This window comes from Rhodococcus sp. NPDC058505 (assembly GCF_042720095.1).
Taxonomy (GTDB): Bacteria; Actinomycetota; Actinomycetes; order Mycobacteriales; family Mycobacteriaceae; genus Rhodococcus_G.
This window is the reverse complement of the sequence record NZ_JBHXNB010000001.1, coordinates 225,224-248,738: the sequence shown is the minus strand read 5'-3', so window position 1 is coordinate 248,738 and position 23,515 is coordinate 225,224. Positions and strand designations below refer to the sequence as shown.

At 70.2% G+C, this 23,515-nt stretch carries 17 protein-coding genes; 11 read left to right on the top strand and 6 right to left on the bottom strand.

Annotation, left to right across the window (positions count from 1 at the left end; all coding sequences use genetic code 11):
• Positions 1-5: 5 nt before the first annotated feature.
• The 3 genes from ACFWPA_RS01070 to nirB form a co-directional block, all read right to left on the bottom strand.
• The gene (locus tag ACFWPA_RS01070; protein WP_378507077.1) at positions 6-3,680 is read right to left on the bottom strand and encodes a nitrate reductase subunit alpha; all 3,675 of its coding nucleotides are present in this window, start codon (positions 3,678-3,680) and stop codon (positions 6-8) included.
• A 113-nt stretch (positions 3,681-3,793) separates the two neighbouring features.
• On the bottom strand, positions 3,794-4,111 hold the full coding sequence (nirD, locus tag ACFWPA_RS01065; RefSeq protein WP_378507078.1) for a nitrite reductase small subunit NirD: 318 nt from the start codon (positions 4,109-4,111) through the stop codon (positions 3,794-3,796).
• Entirely contained in the window at positions 4,108-6,606 is a 2,499-nt protein-coding gene (nirB, locus tag ACFWPA_RS01060) for a nitrite reductase large subunit NirB (protein WP_378569470.1), read from the bottom strand. The genes nirD and nirB overlap by 4 nt, the downstream gene beginning before the upstream one ends.
• Positions 6,607-6,916: 310 nt before the next feature.
• On the opposite strand from nirB, the gene ACFWPA_RS01055 reads away from it, so the two are divergent.
• Positions 6,917-8,464, top strand: coding sequence for a DUF222 domain-containing protein (locus ACFWPA_RS01055; protein ID WP_378569468.1), 1,548 nt, complete (start codon positions 6,917-6,919; stop codon positions 8,462-8,464).
• A 13-nt stretch (positions 8,465-8,477) separates the two neighbouring features.
• Here ACFWPA_RS01055 and ACFWPA_RS01050 read toward each other — a convergent pair whose 3' ends face one another.
• On the bottom strand, positions 8,478-9,350 hold the full coding sequence (locus tag ACFWPA_RS01050; protein ID WP_378507276.1) for a PAC2 family protein: 873 nt from the start codon (positions 9,348-9,350) through the stop codon (positions 8,478-8,480).
• 87 nt (positions 9,351-9,437) lie between these two features.
• Between ACFWPA_RS01050 and metH the strand changes: the two genes are divergently transcribed.
• The 10 genes from metH (at position 9,438) to hisG (ending at position 21,752) form a co-directional block, all read left to right on the top strand.
• Positions 9,438-13,007, top strand: coding sequence for a methionine synthase (metH, locus tag ACFWPA_RS01045; RefSeq protein ID WP_378569466.1), 3,570 nt, complete (start codon positions 9,438-9,440; stop codon positions 13,005-13,007).
• An 88-nt stretch (positions 13,008-13,095) separates the two neighbouring features.
• Positions 13,096-13,791, top strand: a complete 696-nt coding sequence (locus tag ACFWPA_RS01040; RefSeq protein WP_378569525.1) for an HAD family hydrolase — start codon at positions 13,096-13,098, stop codon at positions 13,789-13,791.
• A gap of 8 nt (positions 13,792-13,799) precedes the next feature.
• Complete coding sequence (locus tag ACFWPA_RS01035; RefSeq protein ID WP_378569464.1) at positions 13,800-14,651, top strand: rhodanese-related sulfurtransferase; 852 nt, start codon at positions 13,800-13,802, stop codon at positions 14,649-14,651.
• 2 nt (positions 14,652-14,653) lie between these two features.
• A complete protein-coding gene (locus ACFWPA_RS01030) occupies positions 14,654-15,580 on the top strand; it encodes a pseudouridine synthase (protein ID WP_378569462.1) in 927 nt (308 codons plus the stop codon).
• Positions 15,577-17,076: an ABC transporter substrate-binding protein gene (locus tag ACFWPA_RS01025; RefSeq protein WP_378569460.1), complete on the top strand. Its 1,500-nt coding sequence runs from the start codon at positions 15,577-15,579 to the stop codon at positions 17,074-17,076. The genes ACFWPA_RS01030 and ACFWPA_RS01025 overlap by 4 nt, the downstream gene beginning before the upstream one ends.
• A gap of 3 nt (positions 17,077-17,079) precedes the next feature.
• A complete protein-coding gene (locus ACFWPA_RS01020) occupies positions 17,080-18,027 on the top strand; it encodes an ABC transporter permease (protein WP_378569458.1) in 948 nt (315 codons plus the stop codon).
• Complete coding sequence (locus ACFWPA_RS01015) at positions 18,024-18,836, top strand: ABC transporter permease (RefSeq protein ID WP_378569456.1); 813 nt, start codon at positions 18,024-18,026, stop codon at positions 18,834-18,836. Before ACFWPA_RS01020 ends, ACFWPA_RS01015 begins: the two co-directional genes overlap by 4 nt.
• Positions 18,833-20,485, top strand: coding sequence for a dipeptide ABC transporter ATP-binding protein (locus ACFWPA_RS01010; RefSeq protein ID WP_378569454.1), 1,653 nt, complete (start codon positions 18,833-18,835; stop codon positions 20,483-20,485). Before ACFWPA_RS01015 ends, ACFWPA_RS01010 begins: the two co-directional genes overlap by 4 nt.
• 45 nt (positions 20,486-20,530) lie before the next feature.
• On the top strand, positions 20,531-20,794 hold the full coding sequence (locus ACFWPA_RS01005) for a phosphoribosyl-ATP diphosphatase (RefSeq protein ID WP_142100658.1): 264 nt from the start codon (positions 20,531-20,533) through the stop codon (positions 20,792-20,794).
• Between the two features lie 106 nt (positions 20,795-20,900).
• The gene (gene hisG, locus ACFWPA_RS01000; protein ID WP_378569452.1) at positions 20,901-21,752 is read left to right on the top strand and encodes an ATP phosphoribosyltransferase; all 852 of its coding nucleotides are present in this window, start codon (positions 20,901-20,903) and stop codon (positions 21,750-21,752) included.
• Positions 21,753-21,801: 49 nt separating this feature from the next.
• Here hisG and ACFWPA_RS00995 read toward each other — a convergent pair whose 3' ends face one another.
• On the bottom strand, positions 21,802-22,620 hold the full coding sequence (locus ACFWPA_RS00995) for a thioesterase family protein (RefSeq protein ID WP_378569450.1): 819 nt from the start codon (positions 22,618-22,620) through the stop codon (positions 21,802-21,804).
• Between the two features lie 11 nt (positions 22,621-22,631).
• Entirely contained in the window at positions 22,632-23,492 is an 861-nt protein-coding gene (locus ACFWPA_RS00990; RefSeq protein ID WP_378507277.1) for a RecB family exonuclease, read from the bottom strand.
• Positions 23,493-23,515: the final 23 nt, after the last annotated feature.

Here is a 23,515-nt window from a genome sequence, read left to right as displayed (position 1 = left end):
GCATGTCAGTACGTCACTTCCTGGTCGCGGCGGCGGATCGTGGTGACCTCGTCGCGCTGGTTTCCGGTGGGGCCGTGGTAGTTCAGGGCGAAGGACTGCTGCGCGTAGCCGCCGATCAGGTGGGACGGCTTGATCATCACGCGGGTCAGCGCGTTGTGGATGCCGCCGCGCTTGCCGGTGCGTTCGGTCCGCGGGACGTCCACGGCCCGGTCCTGCGCGTGGTACATGAACACGGTGCCCTCGGGCATCCGGTGGCTGACGATCGCGCGGGCGACGACGATGCCGTTGCGGTTGGTTGCCTCGATCCAGTCGTTGTCCGCGACACCGATCTTCGCGGCGTCCACGTCCGACATCCAGATCGTCTGCCCGCCGCGGGAGAGGGTCAGCATGTGCAGGTTGTCCTGGTACGCGGAGTGAATCGACCACTTCGAATGCGGGGTCAGGTAGCGGACGGTGACCGTGCCGCCGACCCCATTGCCGTGGGTCTCGCCGACCGCCGGCTCGGAGAAGAGTGCGGTCATGTCCAGCGGCGGCCGGAAGATCGGCAGCTGCTCACCGAGTTCGGCCATCCAGTCGTGGTCGAGGTAGAAGTGCTGCCTGCCGGTCAGGGTGTGCCACGGCTTGAGCCGTTCGGTGTTGATCGTGAACGGCGAGTAGCGGCGCCCGCCGGTCTCGCTGCCCGACCACTCCGGTGACGTGATGACCGGCACCGGGCGGGCCTGGGTGTCGGAGAACCGGATCCGGGTGCCCTCGTTCTCCGCGGCCAGGTCCACCAGCTGCGTTCCGGTGCGTTCCTGCAGGTGCTCGAAGCCCTGGGTGGCGAGCCTGCCGTTGGTGGTGCCGGACAGCGACAGGATGGCCTCGGCGGCGTGCCGGTCCTTGGCCAGTGACGGTCGCCCGGCAGCGACCCCGGACACGGCGGTCCCGTTGACGGCGCGCAGGTACTCGACCTCCTCGGTGGGGAAGGTGGTGACGCCCTTGGTGGTCAGGCCGAGTTCCTCCACCAGCGGGCCGAGCGCGGCCATCTTCTCCGCGATCGTGGTGTAGTCGCGTTCGACCACCACCAGCTTCGGCATCGTCTTGCCCGGGATCGGTTCGCATTCACCGCGTTTCCAGTCCAGGACCGTGCCGCCGGGCTGGGCGGTCGCATCGGCGGTGTCGTGCAGCAGCGGCATCGCGACGATGTCGCGGCGGGTGCCCAGGTGCTTCTCGGCGAGCCAGCTGAAGCCGCGGGCAATCCGGTGGAACGCCTCGAAGTCCGTTTTCGTCTCCCACGGCGGTGAGATGGCGGGGGAGAAGGCGTGGACGAACGGGTGCATGTCGGTCGACGACAGGTCGTGCTTCTCGTACCAGGTTGCCGCGGGCAGCACCACGTCCGAGAACAGCGTGGTGCTGGTCATCCGGAAGTCGAGGGTGGTGAGCAGGTCCAGCTTCCCGTTCGGGGCCTCGTCCCGCCACACCAGTTCCTCCGGGTGCACGCCGGTCGAGTCCGAGGCGCGCAGGTTGGAGCCGGCGCCGAGCAGGTGCTGCAGGAAGTACTCGTTGCCCTTCGCGGACGAGCCGAGCAGGTTCGAGCGCCACACGATCAGGGTGCGGGGGAAGTTCTCCGGCGCATCCGGATCCTCGACCGCGAACTGCAGGTGCCCCGTCTTCAATCCGTCGACGACGTGCTCGGCGGCGTCCTTGCCGAGCCGCTCCGCCTCGTCCGCGAGGTCGAGGGGGTTCCGGTTGAAGGTGGGGTAGGTCGGCATCCAGCCGAGCCGCGACGCGAGCGCGATGTTGTCGGCGGCGGTGCGGCCCGCGAACGCGCCGTCGGCGAGCGGCGACGCCATCGCCTCGGAGGTGAACGGGTCGTACCGCCACTGGTCGGTGGCCAGGTACCAGAAGATGGTGCCCTGCATCTGCCGCGCGGGCCGCACCCAGTCGGAACCGAATGCCAGTGTCGCCCAGCCGGTCACCGGGCGGCACTTCTCCTGCCCGACGTAGTGCGCCCAGCCGCCGCCGTTGACGCCCTGGCAGCCGGTGAGCAGCGTCAACGTCAGGAAGGATCGGTAGATCTGGTCGGAGTGGAACCAGTGGTTGGTGCCCGCGCCCATCAGGATCATCGACCGGCCGCCGGAGCGGTCGGCGTTGTCGGCGAACTCGCGGGCCACCCGCGCCGCCGAGGCCGCGGGGACGCCGGTGATGCCCTCCTGCCAGGCCGGGGTGTACGGCTCGTCGGCGTCGTCGTAGCCGGTCGGCCAGGTGCCGGGCAGGTCGTCCCGGTGCACGCCGTACTGGGCGAGCATCAGGTCGAACACGGTCGTCACGAGGCGTCCGGCGACCGTGCACACCGGGACACCGCGCCGCAGCACGCCGGGGCTCGCGGTGTCGTAGCGGGGTAGGTCGACCGCCACGGTGTCCGGGGACCCGTACAGGCTGAGCTGCGGGTCCACGCCCTGGAGGTCGAGATTCCACCTGCCCTTCCCGGACTCGGTGAACCGGTCGCCGAGTGACCCGTTCGGCACGACCGGCCGCCCGGTCGCCGAGTCGAGCAGCACCGTCTGGTGCAGCGCACCCTCTCCGGTGTCGCCGAGATCGGCTGCGGTGAGGAACTTTCCGGGCACGTAGCCGTCGCCGCGGGGGTCGAGGGCGATCAGGTACGGCAGGTCGGTGTACTGCTTGACATACTCGACGAACCGGGGAACCTGCTTGTCGACGAAGAACTCCCGCAGGATGACGTGCCCCATCGCCATTGCCAGCGCCCCGTCGGTGCCCGGTCGCGCGGGCAGCCACTGGTCGGCGAACTTGGTGTTGTCGGCGTAGTCGGGGGAGACCACGACGACCTTCTGCCCGCGGTACCGGGCCTCGGTCATGTAGTGCGCGTCCGGGGTTCGGGTGACGGGGACGTTCGAGCCCCACATGATCAGGTAGCCGGCGTCGAACCAGTCCGCCGATTCGGGGACGTCGGTCTGGTCGCCGAACACCTGCGGGGAGGCCTCCGGCAGGTCGGCGTACCAGTCGTAGAAGGAGAGCATCGCCCCGCCGAGCAGCGAGATGAACCGGGCGCCGATCGCGTGGCTGACCATCGACATCGCCGGGATCGGCGAGAACCCCGCTACCCGGTCCGGCCCGTACCGCTTGATGGTGTGCACGTGCGCGGCGGCGACGATCTCCGCGGCCTCCCACCACTCGGCGCGCACCAGCCCGCCCTTCCCGCGGGCCGCCTTGTACGTCGTCGACTTCTCCGGATCGTCGGCGATGTCCGCCCAGGCCAGCACCGGATCCTTCAGCCGGGCCTTCGCCTCGCGGTACATCTCCAGCAGCACCCCGCGCACGTACGGGTAGCGGACCCGCGACGGCGAGTACGTGTACCAGGAGAACGACGCCCCGCGCGGGCAGCCCCGCGGCTCGTACTCGGGCTTGTCGGGGCCGATCGACGGGTAGTCGGTCTGCTGCGCCTCCCAGGTAATGACGCCGTCCTTGACGTAGATCTTCCACGAGCAGGACCCGGTGCAGTTCACGCCGTGCGTCGAGCGGACCACCTTGTCGTAGGACATGCGGTCGCGGTAGAAGTCGTCGGAGGTGCGGCCGCCGACCTGGTGCAGGGTGCGCAGGTCGGAGGAGGCCTCCCCGCGCTGGAAGTGCCTACCGAACCGGAGCAGCGCGTCTGCGTCCAGCTTGCCGGTGTTCTGGGACATGGAAACCTCTCGAGTAGCTGCCGAGCGGGTTCCCTAATGTCACATTGGGTGTCGTCACGTGACCCGATGTGACATTAGGGAACTCCCGGAGAAGGGGTGGGGGACCGGGCGGGTCAGAGTTCGACGACCACGACGCCGTCTCGGATTTCCGCGGGGTACACCCGGACGGCGGGGACGTCATCGCTGCTGCAGGCGCCGGTGTCGAATCGGAAGCCGTACTGGTGCAGCGGGCACACCACCTGCTCGCCGTCGATCTGCCCGTCGGCGAGGGGGCCCGCCCGGTGCGGGCACACCGCGTCCGTTGCGCGCACGGTGCCGTCCGCTAGGCGGAACACCGCGACCTGACGCCCGTCGACGACGTAGGTGCGGCCCTCGCCGGGCGTCAGGTCCGACACCTGCCCGACCGCGATGCCGCTGGTGAGCGCGGTCATCGGACCGGCACCTGCGGCAGCGGCAGCAGCGGCAGCGCCGGCGTGAACTGCGCGGGCGACTTCGGTGCGCTGCGCTCGCGCCACGGGTCGCGGTACCCGGCGACCGCGGTCGCCAGCCTCTCGTCCAGTCCGGCCACGATGCCCTCCTCGTCTCGAACCAGCAACGCCTGCAACCGCTCCAGGCCGACCCGCGGCACCCAGTCGTAGGTGCGTTCGAGCCACTTCGCGTCCTCGCGGTAGTGCTGGACGAACCGGCCCGCCAGGTCGATCACCGCCTGCCCGGAGTCGACGGTGGCCAGCAGGTCGCCCTTGCGGATGTGTGCACCCGCGGCGCCGCCGACGTAGATCTCCCAGCGGCCGTCCCCGACGGCAACGACGCCGAAGTCCTTGCACAGCGCCTCCGAGCAGTTCCGGGGACAGCCGGCGACGGCGAGCTTGAGCTTGGCGGGGGTCTCCAGCCCCTGGAGTCGTTCCTCGAGCGCGATGCCGAGGTTCGTCGAGTCGCCGAGTCCGTAGCGGCAGAAGTCGCTGCCGACACACGTTTTCACGGTCCGCATGCTCTTGCCGTATGCGTAGCCGGACGGCATGTCCAGCTCGCCCCACACCTTCGGCAGGTCTTCCTTCTTGATGCCGAGCAGGTCGATGCGCTGGCCGCCGGTCACCTTCACCAGCGGCACGTGGTACCTGTCGGCGACGTCCGCGATGCGGCGCAGCTGATCCGGGGTGGTAACGCCGCCCTTCATCTGCGGGACCACCGAGAAGGTGCCGTCCCGCTGGATGTTCGCGTGCACGCGGTCGTTGATGAACAGGGCGCCGCGCTCGTCCACCCAGTCCGGACCCCAGATCGTGCGGAGCAGCGACGCGAGCGGCATCTTCGCCGCCGCCACCTCGGTGCCGCCCTCGGCGAGCGCGGCGAACACCTGCGAGACGGCGCGCAGGTCGCGCTCGCGGATCGCGGCGATCAGCTCCGCCTTGGTCATCGGGATGCACGGCACGTACCAGTCGGCGGCCGGATCGGCGGCCAGCGCACCGCCTGCGGCGCAGGTGACGATGTCCGCGACGAGGGACTTGCAGGAGCCGCAGCCCTTGCCCGCTCGGGTCTTCGCGCACACCTCGGCCAGCGTCTGCGCGCCGCCGTGCACGCAGGCGACGAGGTCGCCCTTGGTGACGCCGTTGCAGTTGCACACCTGGGTGTCGTCCGGCAGGTCCGCGGCCGAGGCGGCGGCGGCCTCGCCCGCAAGGTCGAACAGCAGCGACAGCCGGTCCTCGGGCAGGTCCACCTTGCCGTCGAACACCTGGGTGAGCAGCGCGGCCTTGCCGGTCTCGCCCATCAGCGTCGCGCCGACCAGCCTGCCGTCCCGGACGACGACGTTCTTGTAGACGCCGGTGCGCGAATCGTAGAACTCGACGAACTCGTCGCCGCCCTGCTCGGGACCCTTTGCGCCCATTGCCGCGACGTCCAGCCCGGCGACCTTCAGCTTCGTCGTCGACGTCGAACCCTGGTACGCGGCCGCCGGATTCGATCCGGTCAGGTGTTCGGCGAGCACGACGGCCTGCTCCCACACGGGGGCGACGAGGCCGTACAGCTCGCCGCGGTGCTGGGCGCACTCGCCGACCGCGTACACCGAACCCTCGTCCTCGCAGCGCATCTGGTCGTCGACGACGATGCCGCGTTCGACGACGAGTCCGCCCGCGCGGGCCAATTCGGTGTTGGGGCGGATCCCGGCGGTGACGACGACCATGTCGGCGGGCAGGGTGCTGCCGTCGGTGAACCCGACCCCGGTCACGTTCCCGGCGTCGTCCCGCAGCACCGCGGTGGTGCGCGTCGCGGTGTGCACGCCGACGCCGAGGTCCTCGATCTTCGCGCGCAGCACCTGACCGCCGCGCTCGTCGAGCTGCTGGTTCATCAGGTGGCCGGGGGAGTGCACCACGTCGACGCTCAACCCCTGGGTGCGCAGGCCGTACGCGGCCTCGAGGCCGAGCAGGCCGCCGCCGATCACGACCGCGGCCACCCCGTCCCTGGACTGGGCGAGCTGCAGCATCCCGTTGGTGTCGGCGATGGTGCGGAAGCCGAACACGCCGCGGCCGAGCCTGCCGTCCGCCTCGCGCAGGCCGTCCATGTTCGGGAAGAAGGTGTTCGAGCCGGTCGCGACGATCAGCACGTCGTAGTCGACGACCCGCTCGGACTCGCAGGTGACGGTCTTGGCGAACCGGTCCAGCCGGACCGCGCGGTCCCCGGCGTACAGCGCGACCCCGTTGTCGCGGTACCAGCTCATCGAGTTGAGGACGATCTCCTCGCCGTCCGCGGCGGTCTCGCCTGCCAGCACGTGGGAGAGCATGATGCGGTTGTAGTTGCCGTAGGGCTCGTCGCCGATCATCGTGATGTCGAACATGTCCCGGCCGCGGCGGGCGAGGATCTCCTCGACCGTGCGGGCGCCGGCCATGCCGTTGCCGACCACCAGCAGTCGCCGCTTCACCTCACCTGTGCTCGCCATGACACGAGCGTGCGGCGCGGTGGTGACGAGGTGGCTGCCGGGACGTTACGCAGCAATCAGGAAGTGCTCACCCGCGTGGATGCGGTGTTGTCAGGGTTCTGTCACCTGCGGCTTCGCCGCCGGTGCACGATGTGCACCCCGATAGGGGTGAACATCACGCACAGTTCCGGGGTGACCTGAGGGTTCGGGGCTGGTCGCGGAAACGTGTCGGCGGGGCGGCGTAACGTAGAACAGACATTCGAAGCAGGGGTGGCTGAGGATGACGGTCGCTGAGGATGACGGTGGCCGAGGATGAGACAGGGGTGACGGGATGAGTCCGACGGCAGCGATGGACCAGGTCGGGGCGCACCTGTCGGCCCTCGACGCTGCCGTCGAAGCACTGTTCGGGGAGGGGTTGGCGGGCCTGTCGAACGACGAGGTCGTCGAGGTGCTGCAGCGGGTGGAGGGGTCGGCACGCGGGCTCACGGCGGTGGGGCAGCGGGTGCTGGTCGAGGCGGTCGAGCGGGCGCTGCCCGGCGACTTCGACCTGAAGCCGGTCGAGTTCCTGGTGAAGACGCTGCGGGTCTCCGCGGGTGAGGCGCAGGCACGGTTGCGGTCGGCGCGCTGCACCGGCACCTGGCACGGGATGCGCGGTGACGTCCAGCGGCCGACGCTGCCGCACACCGCGCGGGCGTTGCGTGAGGGAGCGGTCGGGCTGTCGCATGTGGAGGCGGTGCGGGAGATCATGCGACAGGTCCCCGCTGCCGTCGACACCACGAAACGAGAGGCCGCGGAGGCGACCCTGGCGATGGTGGCGCGGGAAGCGGACCCGAAGTATGTCCTCGCTGCCGGGATGGAACTGTTGGCGTACCCGAATCCGGACGGCAACTTCTCCGATGCGGATCGGGCGCGGCAGCGTGGGGTGCGGGTCGGGAAGCAGCGGGCAGACCTCATGACGCCGATCTCGGGGTTGTTGGATCCGGAGGCCCGGGCGTTGCTCGAACCGCTGTTGGCGAAGATGGCCCGTAAGGGCATGAACAATCCGGACGATCCCGATTCCCCGTCCGGGGACGTGACCGCCGATGGGCTCGACCAGACGGCGTTGGCGAAGGCGGCGTCCCGGGACACTCGCACGACAGCCCAACGCAACCACGACGCACTCAAGGTCGGCCTGCGACAGCTCCTCGGATCCGGCGCCCTTGGTCGTCATCGGGGGTTGCCGGTGACCGCGATCATCACCATGACATTGCAGCAGGTCGAGGAGGCGTCGGGGGTGGTGACGACGGCGTCGGGCGGGATCGTCCCGATCCGCGACGCCCTCAGGTTGGCGGAACGCGCCCATCCGGTGTTGCTGGTTCTCGGCCGCAACGGTCGGCCGCTGCATCTCGGGCGAGGAAAACGCCTCGCCTCGGCGGATCAGCGGCTGGCGTTGATCGCATCATCGAGGGGCTGCACTCGGCCGGGCTGTGATGCGCCTGCATCGATGACCGTGGTGCATCACCTGCAGGAGTGGGACAAAAACGGCCGCACCGACATAGACAACCTCGACCTGGTCTGCGATGCATGTCATGCGCTGGTCCATGACGGGCCGGGCGGCTGGCGAACCAATGTCGCGCGGGAGGGATCGGATCACCCTGGCCGCACCGAGTGGACGCCACCGGCGCAGGTGGATCCGGCGCGCACCCCGCGGGTCAACCATCGACATCACCTGCACGAGCTGTTCGGCATCCTGCACGGGATGATCGTGGCCAGGGACGTGCGGGAGCTGGAGGAGTGGCGGGCGGAGTGGGATCCGACCTTCGAGGGGTATCGGCACCGTCGTACCGAGAGCGGGGGTCGCGGTGGGGGTGACCCGGCGTCGGGTGAGGACGTGCCGTGACGACCGCCGCCGCTCAGATGCCACCGAAGCCGCCGGGGCCGCGTCGGCGCAGGTACCGCTCGAACTCGGCGGCGATCGCGTCACCGTCGATCTTGGAGATGGCGTCGGAGATGTCGACCTCCGCGTCGCCGCGTTCCTCGAGGGAACGGACGTACTCGGCGACTTCCTCGTCCTCCTCGGTCATCTCGGTGACGGATTCCTCCCAGTCCTCGGCCTGCCCGGGCAGCTCCCCGAGCGGGACCTCGACGTCGAGGACGTCCTCGACGCGGCGGAGCAACGCAACCGTCGCCTTCGGGTTGGGAGGCTGCGAGACGTAGTGCGGGACGGCCGCCCAGAACGAGATCGCGGGGACACCCGCCTTGACGCACTCGTCCTGCAGGACCCCGGTGATCCCGGTCGGGCCCTCGTAGCGGGTCTGCTCGAGGTTGAATGCCTGCGCGGACTCGGTGCTGTATGCGGTGCCCGTCACCGGGACCGGGCGGGTGTGCGGGGTGTCGGCGAGCAGGGCGCCGAGGATCACCACGGTGGTCACGCCGAGGTCCTCGATGATCTCAAGCAGGTCGTCGCAGAAGCTGCGCCAGCGCATGTTCGGTTCGATGCCGCGCAGCAGCAGTACGTCGCGCTTGCTGCCGGGCGGTGAGCACACCGAGATGCGGGTCGCGGGCCACTGGATCTCCCGGGTGACGCCGTCCACCTGCCGCACCTGCGGCCGGTTCACCTGATAGTCGTAGTAGTCCTCGGAATCGAGTTCCGCGAGAGGTCGGGCGTCCCAGATCAGTTCGAGGTGTTCGACCGCCCCGCTGGCGGCGTCGCCCGCGTCGTTCCAGCCCTCGAACGCGGCCACCAGGATGGGGTCGCGGAGGGTGGGGACGTCGTCGTCCGGCATGTCGTCGGGAACCCCGGAGCGTTCGGTTGGACTCACCTGCCCAGCCTACGGCCAGGGCGGTCCGGGGCGCCCACTACTCTGGACGGCATGTCTGCCCCATTCCATTCCGCCCTGTTGGATGCGCTCACCGAGCGCGTTGTCATCGGCGACGGTGCCATGGGGACGATGCTGCAAGCCGCGAACCTCACCCTCGACGACTTTCTCGGCCTCGAGGGCTGCAACGAGATCCTGAACGAGACCCGTCCCGACGTGCTTCGCGACATTCATGCCGCGTACTTCGAGGCCGGTGCCGACGCCGTCGAGACCAACACGTTCGGCTGTAACCTGCCGAACCTCGCCGACTACGACATCGCGCACCGGATCCGGGACCTGTCCGAGCGCGGCACCCGCATCGCCCGTGACGTCGCCGACGAGATGGGGCCGGGCCGCGACGGCATGGCCCGGTTCGTGTTCGGGTCGATGGGTCCGGGAACGAAGCTGCCCACCCTCGGGCACGCGCCGTTCGCGGTGCTGCGCGATGCGTACACCGAGTCGGCTCTCGGCATGATCGACGGCGGTGCCGACGCGATCCTCGTCGAGACCTGTCAGGACCTGCTGCAGGTGAAGGCCGCGATCATCGGCAGCCAGCACGCGATGGACCGCGCGGGCCGCCGGATCCCGATCATCACCCACGTCACCGTCGAAACCACAGGAACCATGCTGCTCGGCTCCGAGATCGGCGCCGCGCTGACCGCGCTGGAACCGCTCGGCATCGACATGATCGGCCTCAACTGTGCGACCGGTCCGGATGAGATGAGCGAGCATCTCCGGCACCTGTCGAAGCATTCGCGGCTGCCGGTGTCGGTCATGCCGAACGCCGGTCTGCCGGTACTCGGCGCGAACGGCGCCGAGTACCCGCTCACCGCCGAGGAGTTGGCGCGGGCGCTGAGCACCTTCGTCGCCGAGTTCGGCCTGTCGATGGTCGGCGGCTGCTGCGGCACCACGCCCGAACACATTTCGGCGGTCGCGGAGGCCGTGCGGCTCGTCGAACGCGGTGCGCGCACCCCGGCCCCGGAGCCGGGCACGTCGTCGCTGTACGCGGCGGTGCCGTTCGAGCAGGACGCGAGCTTCCTGGTGATCGGCGAGCGCACGAACTCCAACGGCAGCAAGGCGTTCCGCGAGGCGATGATCGCCGAGGACTACCAGAAGTGCATCGACACCGCGAAGGACCAGACCCGCGACGGTGCGCACATGCTCGACCTCAACGTCGACTACGTCGGCCGCGACGGTGCGCTCGACATGGCCGCGCTGGCAAGCCGTTTCGCGACGGCGTCGACGCTGCCGATCATGATCGACTCCACCGAACCGGAGGTCATCCGCGCGGGGCTCGAGCACCTCGGCGGCCGCAGCGCCGTCAACTCGGTGAACTACGAGGACGGCGACGGCGAGAATTCCCGGTTCCAGCGGATCATGCGGCTGGTCAAGGAGCACGGCGCGGCCGTCGTCGCGCTCACCATCGACGAGGAGGGTCAGGCCCGCACCGCCGAGCACAAGGTGCGGATCGCGGAGCGGCTGATCGCGGACATCACCGGCAACTGGGGCCTGCGCGAGGAAGACATCATCATCGACGCGCTCACCTTCCCGATCTCCACCGGGCAGGAGGAGGTGCGCCGCGACGGCATCGAGACGATCGAGGCGATCCGGCAGCTCAAGGCGGGGCACCCCGACATCCACTTCACCCTCGGCATCTCGAACATCTCGTTCGGCCTGAACCCGGCCGCGCGGCAGGTGCTGAACTCGGTGTTCCTGCACGAGTGCGTGCAGGCCGGACTGGACACCGCGATCGTGCACGCCTCGAAGATCCTGCCGATGGCGCGGATCCCCGACGAGCAGCGGGAGACGGCCCTCGATCTGGTCTACGACCGCCGCCATGACGGCTACGACCCGCTGCAGAAGCTGATGGAACTGTTCGAGGGCGTCTCGGCTGCGTCCGCACGCGAGTCGCGGGCCGCGGAGCTGGCGGCGCTGCCGCTGTTCGAGCGGCTCGCCCGGCGCATCGTCGACGGGGAACGGGCGGGCCTCGAGGCCGACCTGGACGAGGCGATGACGGTCCGGCCGCCGCTGGAGATCATCAACGACACCCTGTTGTCCGGCATGAAGACGGTCGGTGAACTGTTCGGGTCCGGGCAGATGCAGCTGCCGTTCGTGCTGCAGTCCGCCGAGGTGATGAAGGCGGCGGTCGCGCACCTCGAACCGCACATGGAGGCCACCGACGAGGCAGGTAAGGGCCGGATCGTGCTCGCCACCGTCAAGGGCGACGTCCACGACATCGGCAAAAACCTCGTCGACATCATCCTGTCCAACAACGGCTACGAGGTCGTCAACCTCGGCATCAAGCAGCCGATCGCCACGATCCTCGACGCGGCCGTCGACAAGAAGGCCGACGTCATCGGCATGTCCGGGCTGCTGGTGAAGTCAACGGTGGTGATGAAGGAGAACCTGGAGGAACTCAACGCGAAGGGAGTCGCGGACCAGTTCCCGGTGCTCCTTGGCGGCGCGGCCCTGACCAGGGCGTACGTGGAGAACGACCTCGCCGACGTGTACCAGGGCGAGGTCAGCTACGCACGCGACGCGTTCGAGGGCCTGCACCTGATGGACACCATCATGGCCACCAAGCGCGGCGAGGGCCCCGACCCGGACAGCCCGGAAGCGATCGCGGCGAGGGAGAAGGCCGCCGAACGCAAGGCCAGGCACGAGCGGTCCAAACGGATTGCGGAGGCCCGCAAGGCCGCGGAGGTGCCGATCGAGGTTCCCGAGCGCTCCGATGTGGCGGCCGACCTGCCGGTGCCGACGCCGCCGTTCTGGGGTACCCGGATCGTCAAGGGCGTCGCCTTGGCCGAGTACTCGGGACTGCTCGACGAGCGGGCACTCTTCCTCGGGCAGTGGGGTCTGCGCGGGCAGCGGGCCGGCGACGGGCCGACCTACGAGGAACTGGTCGAGGCCGAGGGCAAGCCGCGGCTGCGGCACTGGCTGGATCGGCTCACCGCCGAGGGGATCCTCGCGCACTCGGCGGTCGTGTACGGGTACTTCCCTGCCGTCTCCGAGGGGGACGACGTCGTCGTCCTCGACGCACCGGACGCCGACGCGAACGAGCGCTACCGGTTCACGTTCCCGCGCCAGCAGCGGGACCGCTTCCTGTGCATCGCCGACTTCATCCGCTCCCGCGAGGACGCCCGCGCGTCCGGGCAGGTGGACGTGCTGCCGTTCCAGCTGGTCACGATGGGGCAGCCGATCGCCGACTTCGCCAACGAGCTGTTCGCGGCCAACAACTACCGCGACTACCTCGAGGTGCACGGCATCGGCGTGCAGCTGACCGAGGCCCTCGCCGAGTACTGGCACCGCCGGGCCCGCGAGGAGTTGACGATGCCGGGCGGTGCCGCGGTCGCGACCGAGGACCCGACCGACGTGGAGGAGTACTTCAAGCTCGGCTACCGAGGCGCCCGCTACTCGTTCGGCTACGGCGCGTGCCCGGAACTCGAGGACCGCCGCAAGATGGTCGAACTGCTCGAGCCGGAGCGGATCGGGGTGACCCTGTCCGAGGAGCTGCAGCTGCACCCGGAGCAGTCCACCGACGCCTTCGTCCTCACCCACCCGGAGGCGAAGTACTTCAATGTCTGAGATCGGCACCGCCGACGTGTCTGAGATCGGCACCGCCGACGTGTCTGAGATCGGCACCGCCGACGTGTCTGAGATCGGCACCGCCGACGTGTCTGAGCCGCTCGGTGACGTCGAGTCGGGCCCGCGGGCCGTCCTGTGGGACATGGACGGCACGCTGCTCGAGTCGGAGAACCTGTGGGACATCGGCGTCCGGGAACTGTCCGAGCATCTCGGCGGCGTGATGACGGAACGGACGCGGATCGCGACGATCGGCTCGTCGACGCCGTTCGCACTGGCGACGATCTTCGACTCGCTGGGTCTGGAGCAGACCCCCGCGGCCATGGCGGAGGCCAAGGCGTGGCTGTACACGCGGATGGCGGGGATGTTCGCCGCCGGGTTGCCGTGGCGCCCGGGGGCGCGGGAGGCGCTCGGCCTGGTCCGCTCCCTCGGCCTCGGTTCGGTGCTGGTAACCAACACCGAACGTGAGCTGGGGGAGGCGGCCCTGGACACGTTGGGCCGTGAGCACTTCGACCACTCGGTGTGCGGCGACGAGGTCGCCGCGGGCAAGCCGGACCCGGCGCCGTACCTGCGGGCCGCGCAGTTGCTCGGCCTCGACCCACGACAGTGCCTGGCGGTGGAGGACTCGCCGACCGGTGCCGCCGCCGCGGAGGCCGCGGGCTGCCCGGTCCTGGTGGTGCCCTCGCTGGTCGCGGTGCCCGCCGGTCCGCGGCGGGTCTTCCGGGAGACGCTGGTCGGGCTCACCGCCGCGGACCTGACCGCGCTGCACGCCCTCGCACCGGTGTAGGGGCGCACGTGGCGATCCCGAAAATCGTGCTGTTCTACCGGTTCACGCCGCTGCCGGACCCGGACGCGATCCGGTTGTGGCAGCACGCGCTGGCGTCGGCCAACGGGCTGACCGGACGAATCCTGGTGTCGGAGCACGGCATCAACGGTGTCGTCGGGGGCGACGTCGCCGCGGTCAAGCGGTACGTCCGCGGCACCCGCGAGTACGCGGCGTTCGCCGACACCGACTTCAAGTGGTCGGACGGGCAGGGCGACGACTTCCCGCGCCTGTCGGTGCGGGTGCGTCCGGAGATCGTCACGTTCGGTGCCCCGGATGAGCTGACCGTCGACGAGAACGGTGTTGTCGACGGCGGCACCCACCTGTCGCCGCAGCAGGTGCACGACCTGGTGGACCGCCGCGGCGACGAGGTGGTGTTCTTCGACGGTCGCAACGCGTTCGAGGCCGAGATCGGCAGGTTCCGCGGCGCCGTCGTTCCGGACGTCGCCACCACCCGCGACTTCGTGTCGGAACTCGACAGCGGACGCTACGACCATCTCAAGTCCAGCCCGGTCGTCACCTACTGCACCGGCGGGGTCCGCTGCGAGGTGCTGTCCGCCCTGATGCGCAGGCGCGGATTCGAGGAGGTGTACCAACTCGATGGCGGCATCGTGCGGTACGGCGAGGCCTTCGGCGACGACGGGCTGTGGGACGGCTCCCTGTACGTGTTCGACGGCCGCAAGACGGTCGATTTCTCCGACCATGCCGCGGTTCTCGGCCGGTGCACGGGGTGCGGTGCACCCACCGCCCGGCACGTCGACCATGCCACCGCCGAGGGCCGCGCGCAGACACTGCTCTGCGCGGTCTGCGCCCCGGACTCCTGACGATGGGACGTCGGCGGACGGCGGCACCGCCACCCCTGCCGCTGCGGGACGGCCTCGGCCCCGACCGGGTCCGGCTGACCGGTGCGTACCCGACGGTCGGTGACCACCTGCGCGCGCTCGCCCCCGACGACGACTGGGACGCCCGGTTCGCCGCAGGGGAGGTCGTTGACCGGACCGGCAGGCCGCTGCCGCCCGCGGCCGCGGCCAGCCCCGGACTGCTGGCGTACTTCTATCGGGAGCCGCCCGCCGAGGTGCCGGTGCCGTTCGCGGTGGACGTCCTGCATCACGGCGACGGGCTGCTCGTCGTGGACAAGCCGCATTTCCTCGCCACCATCCCGCGGGGGCGGCACATCCGGGAATCGGTGGTGGTGCGGCTGCGTCGCGCACTGGACCTGCCCGACGTGGTGCCGGTCCATCGGCTGGACCGGATGACGGCGGGGGTCCTGGTCTGCACCTACGACCCGCGGCTGCGCAGGCCGTACCAGCAGCTGTTCGAGCAGCGCCGGGTGGTCAAGGAGTACGAGGCGCTTGCCCCGTTCCTGCCGGGACACGACTTCCCGATGACGGTCCGCAGCCGCATCGACAAGCGGCACGGCGAGCCGACTGCCCGGGAGGTCCCCGGAGATCCCAACGCGCACACCGACATCGAGGTAATCGAGCGGGTCGGCGACCATGCCAGGTATCGGCTGTCGCCGACGACTGGGCGCACTCACCAACTGCGCCTGCACCTGTCCTCGTTGGGGGCGCCGATCGTCGGCGACGACTTCTACCCGACGCTGCGGGACCGCGCGCCCGACGACTTCACCGACCCGTTGCGGTTGCTCGCCCGCAGCATCCGGTTCACCGACCCGGTCACCGGCGCGCCCCGCGTGTTCACCAGCCGCAGAACCCTGACCGACGGCCCGGCCGTGGCAGGATCGCGGTCATGATCTCCCGCCTCGGCAGGGCCGCCGCGCTCGGCGCGGTCACCGTGCTGGTGGTCGCCGGGTGCGCGGCGGGGGCCGGGCTGTCGGGCAGCGGCGGTCCGGACACGCTGACGGTGGCGTTGACCGCCAAGCCCGACAACCTCGACTTCACCCGCACCGCGGGCGCCGCGATCCCACAGGCCTTGCTGGGCAACGTGTACGAGGGTCTCGTCCGGGTCGACGACGCAGGCGCGATCGTTCCGCTGCTCGCGTCATCGTGGACGGTGAGCCCGGACCGGACCGTCTACGAGTTCACGCTGCACCGCGACGTCACGTTCAGCAACGGCGCCGCGTTCACCTCCGACGACGTGAAGTTCAGCATCGAGCGGGTGCAGACGGACTGGACCGCGAACTCGCCGGCCGCGATGGCCGTGGTGGATCGGGTCGAGACGCCGCGCCCGGATCTTGCCCGGGTGGTGCTGACTAGGCCGAGCAACGAGTGGCTGTTCGCGATGACCGGACCGATCGGGGCGATGTTCAGCCCGACCGGCGTCACCCAGTTGGCATCCACCGCGATCGGCACCGGCCCGTACACGGTGGCCCGCTGGAACCCGGGGTCCGAGCTGCAGTTGCGGGCCAACCCCCGCTACTGGGGCAGGCCGCCTGCGATGACGACGGTCCGGCTGCGCTACTTCGCGGATGCGACCGCGCAGGCAAACGCGCTGCGCAGCGGCGGCGTCGACGCCATCTTCAGCCTCGGGGCGCCGCAACTGCTCGGGCAGTTCACTGGCGATCCCCGGTTCACCGTCACCGAGGGAACCACGAACGGGGAGGTGGTGCTGTCGATGAACGGTGCCGTCGCCCCGTTCGACGACATCCGGGTCCGCCGCGCCGTCCTGCACGCCGTTGACCGGAACGCGGTGCGTGCCACCGCGTACGCCGGCTACGGGGAGCTGATCGGGTCGATGGTGCCGCCGACCGATCCGTGGTTCGAGGACCTGACCGGGGCGTACCCGTTCGACCCGGACCGGGCTCGGGCCCTGCTCGCCGAGGCGGGAACCCCGAACCCGGTGGTGCGCTTCGACGTTCCGAATCTGCCGTACGCGAGCGCTGCCGCCCAGGTCGTCGCGTCGCAACTGCAGCAGGTCGGATTCCGGGTCCGGATCGATCCGGTCGAGTTTCCCGCGGTGTGGCTGGATCGGGTGTTCACCCGGCACGACTACCAGATGTCGGTGATGCAGCACGTCGAACCGCACGACATCGCCACGTTCGGTAACCCGAAGTACTACTGGGGTTACGACAACCCCGCGGTGACCGCGCTGCTCGCGGAGGCGGACGCCGCCGACGACGCGGGGTACGTCACCCGGATGCGGGAGGTGGCCCGGACGATCACCGACGACGCGGCCGCGGACTGGCTGTTCCTGTTTCCGCTGCTGGTGGTGGCGGATTCGGACCTGACCGGTCTGCCGCGGAACGCGACGGGTCTCGCGATGGACCTGACCCGGGTGCGGCGGGGGTAGCGCATGCTGGTGACGATCGCCCGCAGGCTGGGCATCTTTGCGGTGACCGCCGCCGCAGCATCGGTACTCGTCTTCGCGTTGCTCGCCGTCCTCCCCGGCGATCCCGCGCGGATCGCGTTGGGGGTGCAGGCATCCGAGGAAGCGGTCGCCAGGGAGCGGGCGGCGATGGGTCTGGACATGTCCCTCCCGCAGCGGTATGCGATGTGGATGTGGGCGATGCTGCGCGGCGACATGGGCGACTCCTATCTGACCAGGCAGCCGGTCGGGCCCGAGATCCTGGACCGTCTGCAGGTCACGCTGTGGCTGGTCGGAGCGGGCATGGTCGTCGCATTGGCGATCGCGCTGCCCCTCGGGGTCGTGTCGGCGGTGCGGGCCGGGAAGCCGGACGGGGTCGCGATCGGCGGCATCAGCCAGGTGGGCATCGCGATTCCCGCCTTCCTCGCCGGGGTGCTGCTGTCGACGGTGTTCGCGGTCGAGCTCGGCTGGCTGCCGTCCAGCGGCTGGCAGGCCCCGATCGAGGGGGTCGGCGGATTCCTGTCGTACCTGGCGTTGCCCGCGCTGGCGTTGGGGCTGGTGCAGGGGTCGGTGTTGACGCGGTACGTGCGGTCCGCGGTCCTCGACGAACTGGGGGAGGACTACCTCCGGACGGCACGGGCGAAGGGCCTCACCCGCACCAGGGCGCTGCTCCGGCACGGGGTGCGGAACGCGGCGGTCCCAGTGATCACCGTCGCGGGTGTGCAGTTGAGCACGCTGCTGATCGGGGCGGTGGTGATCGAGCGGGTGTTCGTGGTGCCGGGGCTTGGCAGCCTGTTGCTGGACAAGGTGGGGCAGCGGGACATGGGTGCGGTGCAGTCGATCGTGCTGGTGTTGGTGCTGTTGGTGCTGGTGGTGAACCTGGTCGTCGACGTCGTCCACACCCTGGTGGATCCACGATTGCGGAGCAATGCATGAGACGGCCGCCCGGAACGCTTGTCGTCGGCGGCCTGCTCGTCGGCCTGGTGCTGCTCGCCGCGCTGGTGTCGCTGGTGTGGACGCCGTTCGACCCGACCGTGGTGGATCCGTCCGCGCGCCTGGCGGCGCCGAGCGCGGCGCACTGGCTGGGCACCGACGATTTCGGCCGCGACATCGCCAGCATCCTGCTGGTCGGTGCCCGCACGACGTTGCTCGTCGGCGTTGTCGCGGTGGCTGTGGCCGCGGTGATCGGCATCCCGATCGGGGTTGCCGCGGGGATGCGTCCCGGCGCGGCGGACGAGGTGCTGATGCGCGGGGTTGACGTCCTGCTCGCGTTTCCCGCGTTGCTGCTCGCGATCGTGTTCGCGGCTATCGCGGGCGGGTCGACGGTGACGGCGATGGTGGCCCTTGGCATCGGGTCGGCGCCGGCGTTCGCGCGGATCACCCGCGCCGGGACCAGGCAGGTGATGGCGCAGGACTACGTTCTCGCGGCCCGCGCGAGCGGTCTCGGCCGCGGCGCGATCGCGCGGCGGCACGTGCTGCCGAACATCTCCAGTGACCTGATCGTGCAGGCGTCAGTGACGTTCGCGCTGGCGGTTCTCGCCGAGGCGGCACTGTCGTATCTCGGTTTCGGCACCCCGCCGCCGACCCCGTCGTGGGGGCGGATGCTGCAGGAGACGCAGCCGTACCTGTACCAACAGCCGATGGTGATGCTGTGGCCGGGACTGGCGATCGCGCTGACTGTGCTCGGGTTCAATCTGCTCGGTGACGGTCTGCGGGACCGGTTCGATCCGAAGGTGGTGCGATGAACGGGGACGGCGGAGCCGGTGCACCGCTGCTGGAGGTGTCCGGGCTGGGGGTCCGCATCGACGATCGGGACCTGCTGTCCGGGGTGGGGTTCCGGCTCGACGCGGGGGAGCGGGTCGGGCTGATCGGGGAGTCGGGGTCGGGCAAGTCGCTGACCGCGCTGAGCCTGATGGGTCTGCTGCCGGACCAGCTGACCGCGACGGGGTCGGTGCGCCTGGGTGGGGTGGATGGCAATCTCCTCGACCGGCCCGAACGCGGGTGGACGCGACTGCGCGGCGACGACGTGGCGATGGTGTTCCAGGAACCGATGAGTGCGCTTAATCCCCTGATGCGGATCGGCAACCAGGTCGGCGAGGTGTTGGCGCTGCACCGGGACGGTCTGCGCCGCGCGGACCGCCGCGCCGCGGTCCACGAACTGCTCGTGTCGGTGAACCTGCCGGATCCGGAACGGATCGCGCGGTCGTATCCGCACGAGCTGTCCGGCGGGCAGCGGCAGCGGGTGCTGATCGCGATCGCGATGGCGAACACGCCGCGGCTGCTGATCTGCGACGAACCGTCCACCGCACTCGACGTGACCACGGCGGCGCAGATCCTTGACCTGATCGACAGCACGGTCCGCGAGCACCGCACCGCGTTGCTGATGATCACCCACGACCTGGCGGTCGTCGCGCACCTGTGCGAGCGGGTGCTGGTGATGCGGGACGGCGTCGTCGTCGAGTCGGGTCCGGTTGCCGGGGTGTTCGCGGACCCGGCCCACCCGTACACGCGGTCCCTGCTCGACGCGTCGACGCTGCAGCACGGCGAGTCCGCGGCAACCGTCCACGCGTCGTCGGCCCCGGTGTTCAACGAGCAGTCCGTCCCGTTGATCGCGGCCCGCGCGGTGAGCCGCACCTACCGCGGCACCCGGGCGTCGGTGGTGCGTCGGCCCGCGCCGGTGCCCGCCCTCGTCGACGTCTCGTTCGACGTCGCCGCTGGTCAACGGTTCGGCATCGTCGGCGAGTCCGGCAGCGGCAAGTCGACGCTGGTTCGGTTGTTGTGCGCGCTGGATACCGCGACATCGGGGTCGATCCGGGTGGCAGGCACCGAACTCGTCGGCGCGGCCGAACGCGACCTGAGCGGCCTGCGCCGCGACGTGTCCATCGTGTTCCAGGACCCGATGGGTTCCCTGGACCCCCGGATGCGGGTCGGCGACATCGTCGCGGAGCCGATGAGCGGACGCGGCAGGCCCGCCGCGGACGTCGCCGCACTGGTCGCGACGATGCTCGCGGACGTCGGACTCGACCCCGACGCCGCGCAGCGCTACCCGCACCAGTTCTCCGGCGGTCAGCGCCAGCGGATCTCCATCGCCCGGGCCCTGATCACCCGGCCCCGGATCCTGATCGCCGACGAGCCGGTCAGCGCCCTCGACGTGTCGGTGCGCGCGCAGGTCCTCGACCTGCTGGCGAGGCTGGTCACCGAGCACGACCTGACCCTGCTGCTCGTCTCCCACGATCTCGCGGTGATCCGGCACGTCTGCGACGTCGTCGCGGTGATGCACCGCGGCCGGATCGTCGAGTGCGGGCCCACCTCCGACGTCTACGAGCGACCACTCGAGCCGTACACGCGGACGCTGATCGACAGCGCACCGACGCTGACCCGGCCCGAACGCTGAGTGCGGCAGCGGCGACCCGGTGACGCTGTGAAACAATGGCGACCCGTGAAGACCTTCGATTCGCTGTTCGCCGAGCTGTCCGACCGTGCCGCCACTCGCCCCGAGGGTTCCGGCACCGTGGCCGCACTGGACGCCGGCGTCCATGCCCAGGGCAAGAAGGTGATCGAGGAGGCCGGCGAGGTGTGGATCGCCGCCGAGTACCAGAGCGACGAGGAACTCTCGGAGGAGATCTCGCAGCTGCTGTACTGGGTGCAGGTCCTGATGGTCGGCCGCGGACTGAAGCTCGAGGACGTCTACCGACATCTGTGAGCGGCACCGCCGCTGCCATCTGTGAGCGGCACCGCCGCTGTTGTTCGTGCGCGGCACCGCCGCGACTCCCCGCATCACACCTCTCGCCTTCGAAGGAAGGACCATCATGCTGCGCGTTGCAGTGCCCAACAAGGGCTCCCTGTCCGAATCGGCCGCCGAGATCCTCAGCGAGGCTGGCTACCGGCGGCGCACCGACTCCCGCGACCTGACCGTGCTCGACCCGTCCAACCAGGTGGAGTTCTTCTTCCTCCGCCCGAAGGACATCGCGATCTACGTCGGATCCGGTGAACTGGACCTCGGAATCACCGGCCGCGACCTCGCGCTCGACTCGGGTGCGCCGGTCGCCGAGCGGCTGTCGCTCGGATTCGGCCGCTCCAGCTTCCGATACGCCGCGCCTGCCGGAAAGGACTGGACGCCGCAGGATCTGGCGGGCCTGCGCATCGCCACCTCCTACCCGAACCTGGTGCGCGCCGACCTGGCCCGCCGCGGCATCGAGGCCACCGTGATCCGGCTCGACGGTGCCGTCGAGATCTCCATCCAGCTCGGTGTCGCCGACGCGATCGCCGACGTCGTCGGCTCCGGCCGCACCCTGCGTCAGCACAACCTGGCGGCGTTCGGCGAATCGCTGTGCGACTCCGAGGGGGTGCTGATCGAGCGGGCGGGCTCCGACCAGGACGACAAGGCTCGCAACCAGCTGATCGCCCGCGTCAAGGGCGTGGTCCGCGCCCAGCAGTACGTGATGCTCGACTACGACTGCCCGCGGGACCGGCTCGCCGAGGCCGTCGCCATCACCCCCGGCCTGGAATCGCCGACCGTCGCCCCGCTCGCCGACGAGCAGTGGGTGGCAATCCGGTCGATGGTGCCGCGCAAGGGCAGCAACGACATGATGGACCGGCTCGCCGACATCGGAGCCAAGGCGATCCTCGCCACCGACATCCGCACCTGCCGCGGATTCTGACGGCGCCCTCGACGACCCGCACCGCTACCGGTGCGGGCCGTCGGCGGGTTCAGCGGGCGCGTACCTGCACCGTCTGCGTCACCCGGGCCACCGGACCCGCATCGTCGTGCAGGACACCCGAGGACATCGCGACCCCGTCCGGGCCGTAGGAGGTTTCGGCGGACACCCCGATCCAGTCCCCGTCCGGGATCCGGAACAGGTGCACCGTCACATCGGTGTTGAGGAACGTCCACGCCGCCGGGTCCAGCTTGCTGCCGACGCCGTTCGCGGTGTCGGCGATCAGGAACAGTCGCTCGATCGGGTCGAGCGGGAGCCCCTCCACCAGGACGGGGATCGGCCTGCCCCAGGCGTGGGAGAGGCCCGACGCACCGAGCGGGGTCAGCCAGTTCCAGTCGACCGAGTCGATGAACCCGGTGTGCCAGAAGCTGTTGTCGGGCAGCGGTGACGGGTCCGCCGTCCGCGGCGGGATCGCCGGGTCGGCGGCATGCGCGATCGCCGCGGTGTCGGCCGTCTGCAGCCGCCACCCGGTGCCGCGGGCAACGGCGCGCCAGCTGCCGTCCGGCCCCTCCGCGGACAGCTCGGCGACCACGAGTTCGATTCGGCGGCCGGGGCGTTCGGTCCACGCCCGCACCCGGATTTCGGTCAACGGCACCGGCCCGAGGATCTCCACGACCACGCGGGTCAGCCGCGTGTCCGGTCGCGCCTGGTGGCGGCGCAGCGCGTGCACGAGCAGGGCCGACGGCGGCGAGCCGTGCTGCATGTCGCCGGACCAGGTGCTCAGCGTGTGCCCGGTCGGCCGGAACCGTGCCGTGCCGTCCGGAAGCGGTTCCAGCGGAACGAAATACGCACCGGGGGCGGTGTCATTCACAGGGGGACTCCTCACTCTGCCGTGTCGACCACCCCGCCGTCGCCCGGATCGGGCCAACCCGGATAGGGCGGCGGTGAACCACCGAACGCGGGGCAGCGGTCCCTATGGTCGCAGAACCCGCACATGCGTCCGGGACTCGGCTCGAAATCGCCGGTGCGCCCGGCGTCGAGGATGGCCCGCCAGATCGCGCTCAACGTGCGCTCGAACCGACGCAGCTCGTCGTGATCCGGTGTGTAGGTGAGGACCTCGCCCTCCGTGAGGTACAGCAGGCGCAACTGGGTCGGGACGACGCCGCGGGTCTGCAGCAGCATCAGCGCGTAGAACTTCATCTGGAACAGGGCGGTCCGCTCGAACCCCTCCCGCGGGGCCCGACCGGTCTTGTAGTCCACCACCCGGACCTCGCCGGTCGGTGCGACATCGACCCGATCGACGAAGCCGCGGAGCGGGACCCCGTCCGCGAGAGCGGTCTCGATCCGCAGCTCACAGGCCTCGGGGTCGAACGCCGTCGGATCCTCGAGTCGGTAGTAGTCCTCGACGATGCGCCGGGCGTCGCCAAGGAACCGGTCGCGGTCGTCGGCAGGGACCACCTCGGCGAGTTCCGGGGACTGCTCGAGCATCCGGTCCCAGGCAGGCTCGACGAGCGTCACCGCCGTCTCCCGACCGCGCCCGGCAGCAGGCAATCCGTAGAGCGACTCCAGGGCCGCGTGCACGAGCGTGCCCCTGACCTGCGCGGTCGTCAGCTTCTCGGGAAGCCGATCGATGGCCCGGAAGCGGTACAGCAGGGGGCACTGTTTGAAGTCGCCTGCGCGTGACGGGGACAGCGCGGGCCGTGAGCGTGCGGGCGCGGGCGCTGGTTCGGTGGGGTGCGTCATCGGGGGGCTGCTCACACCTGGCA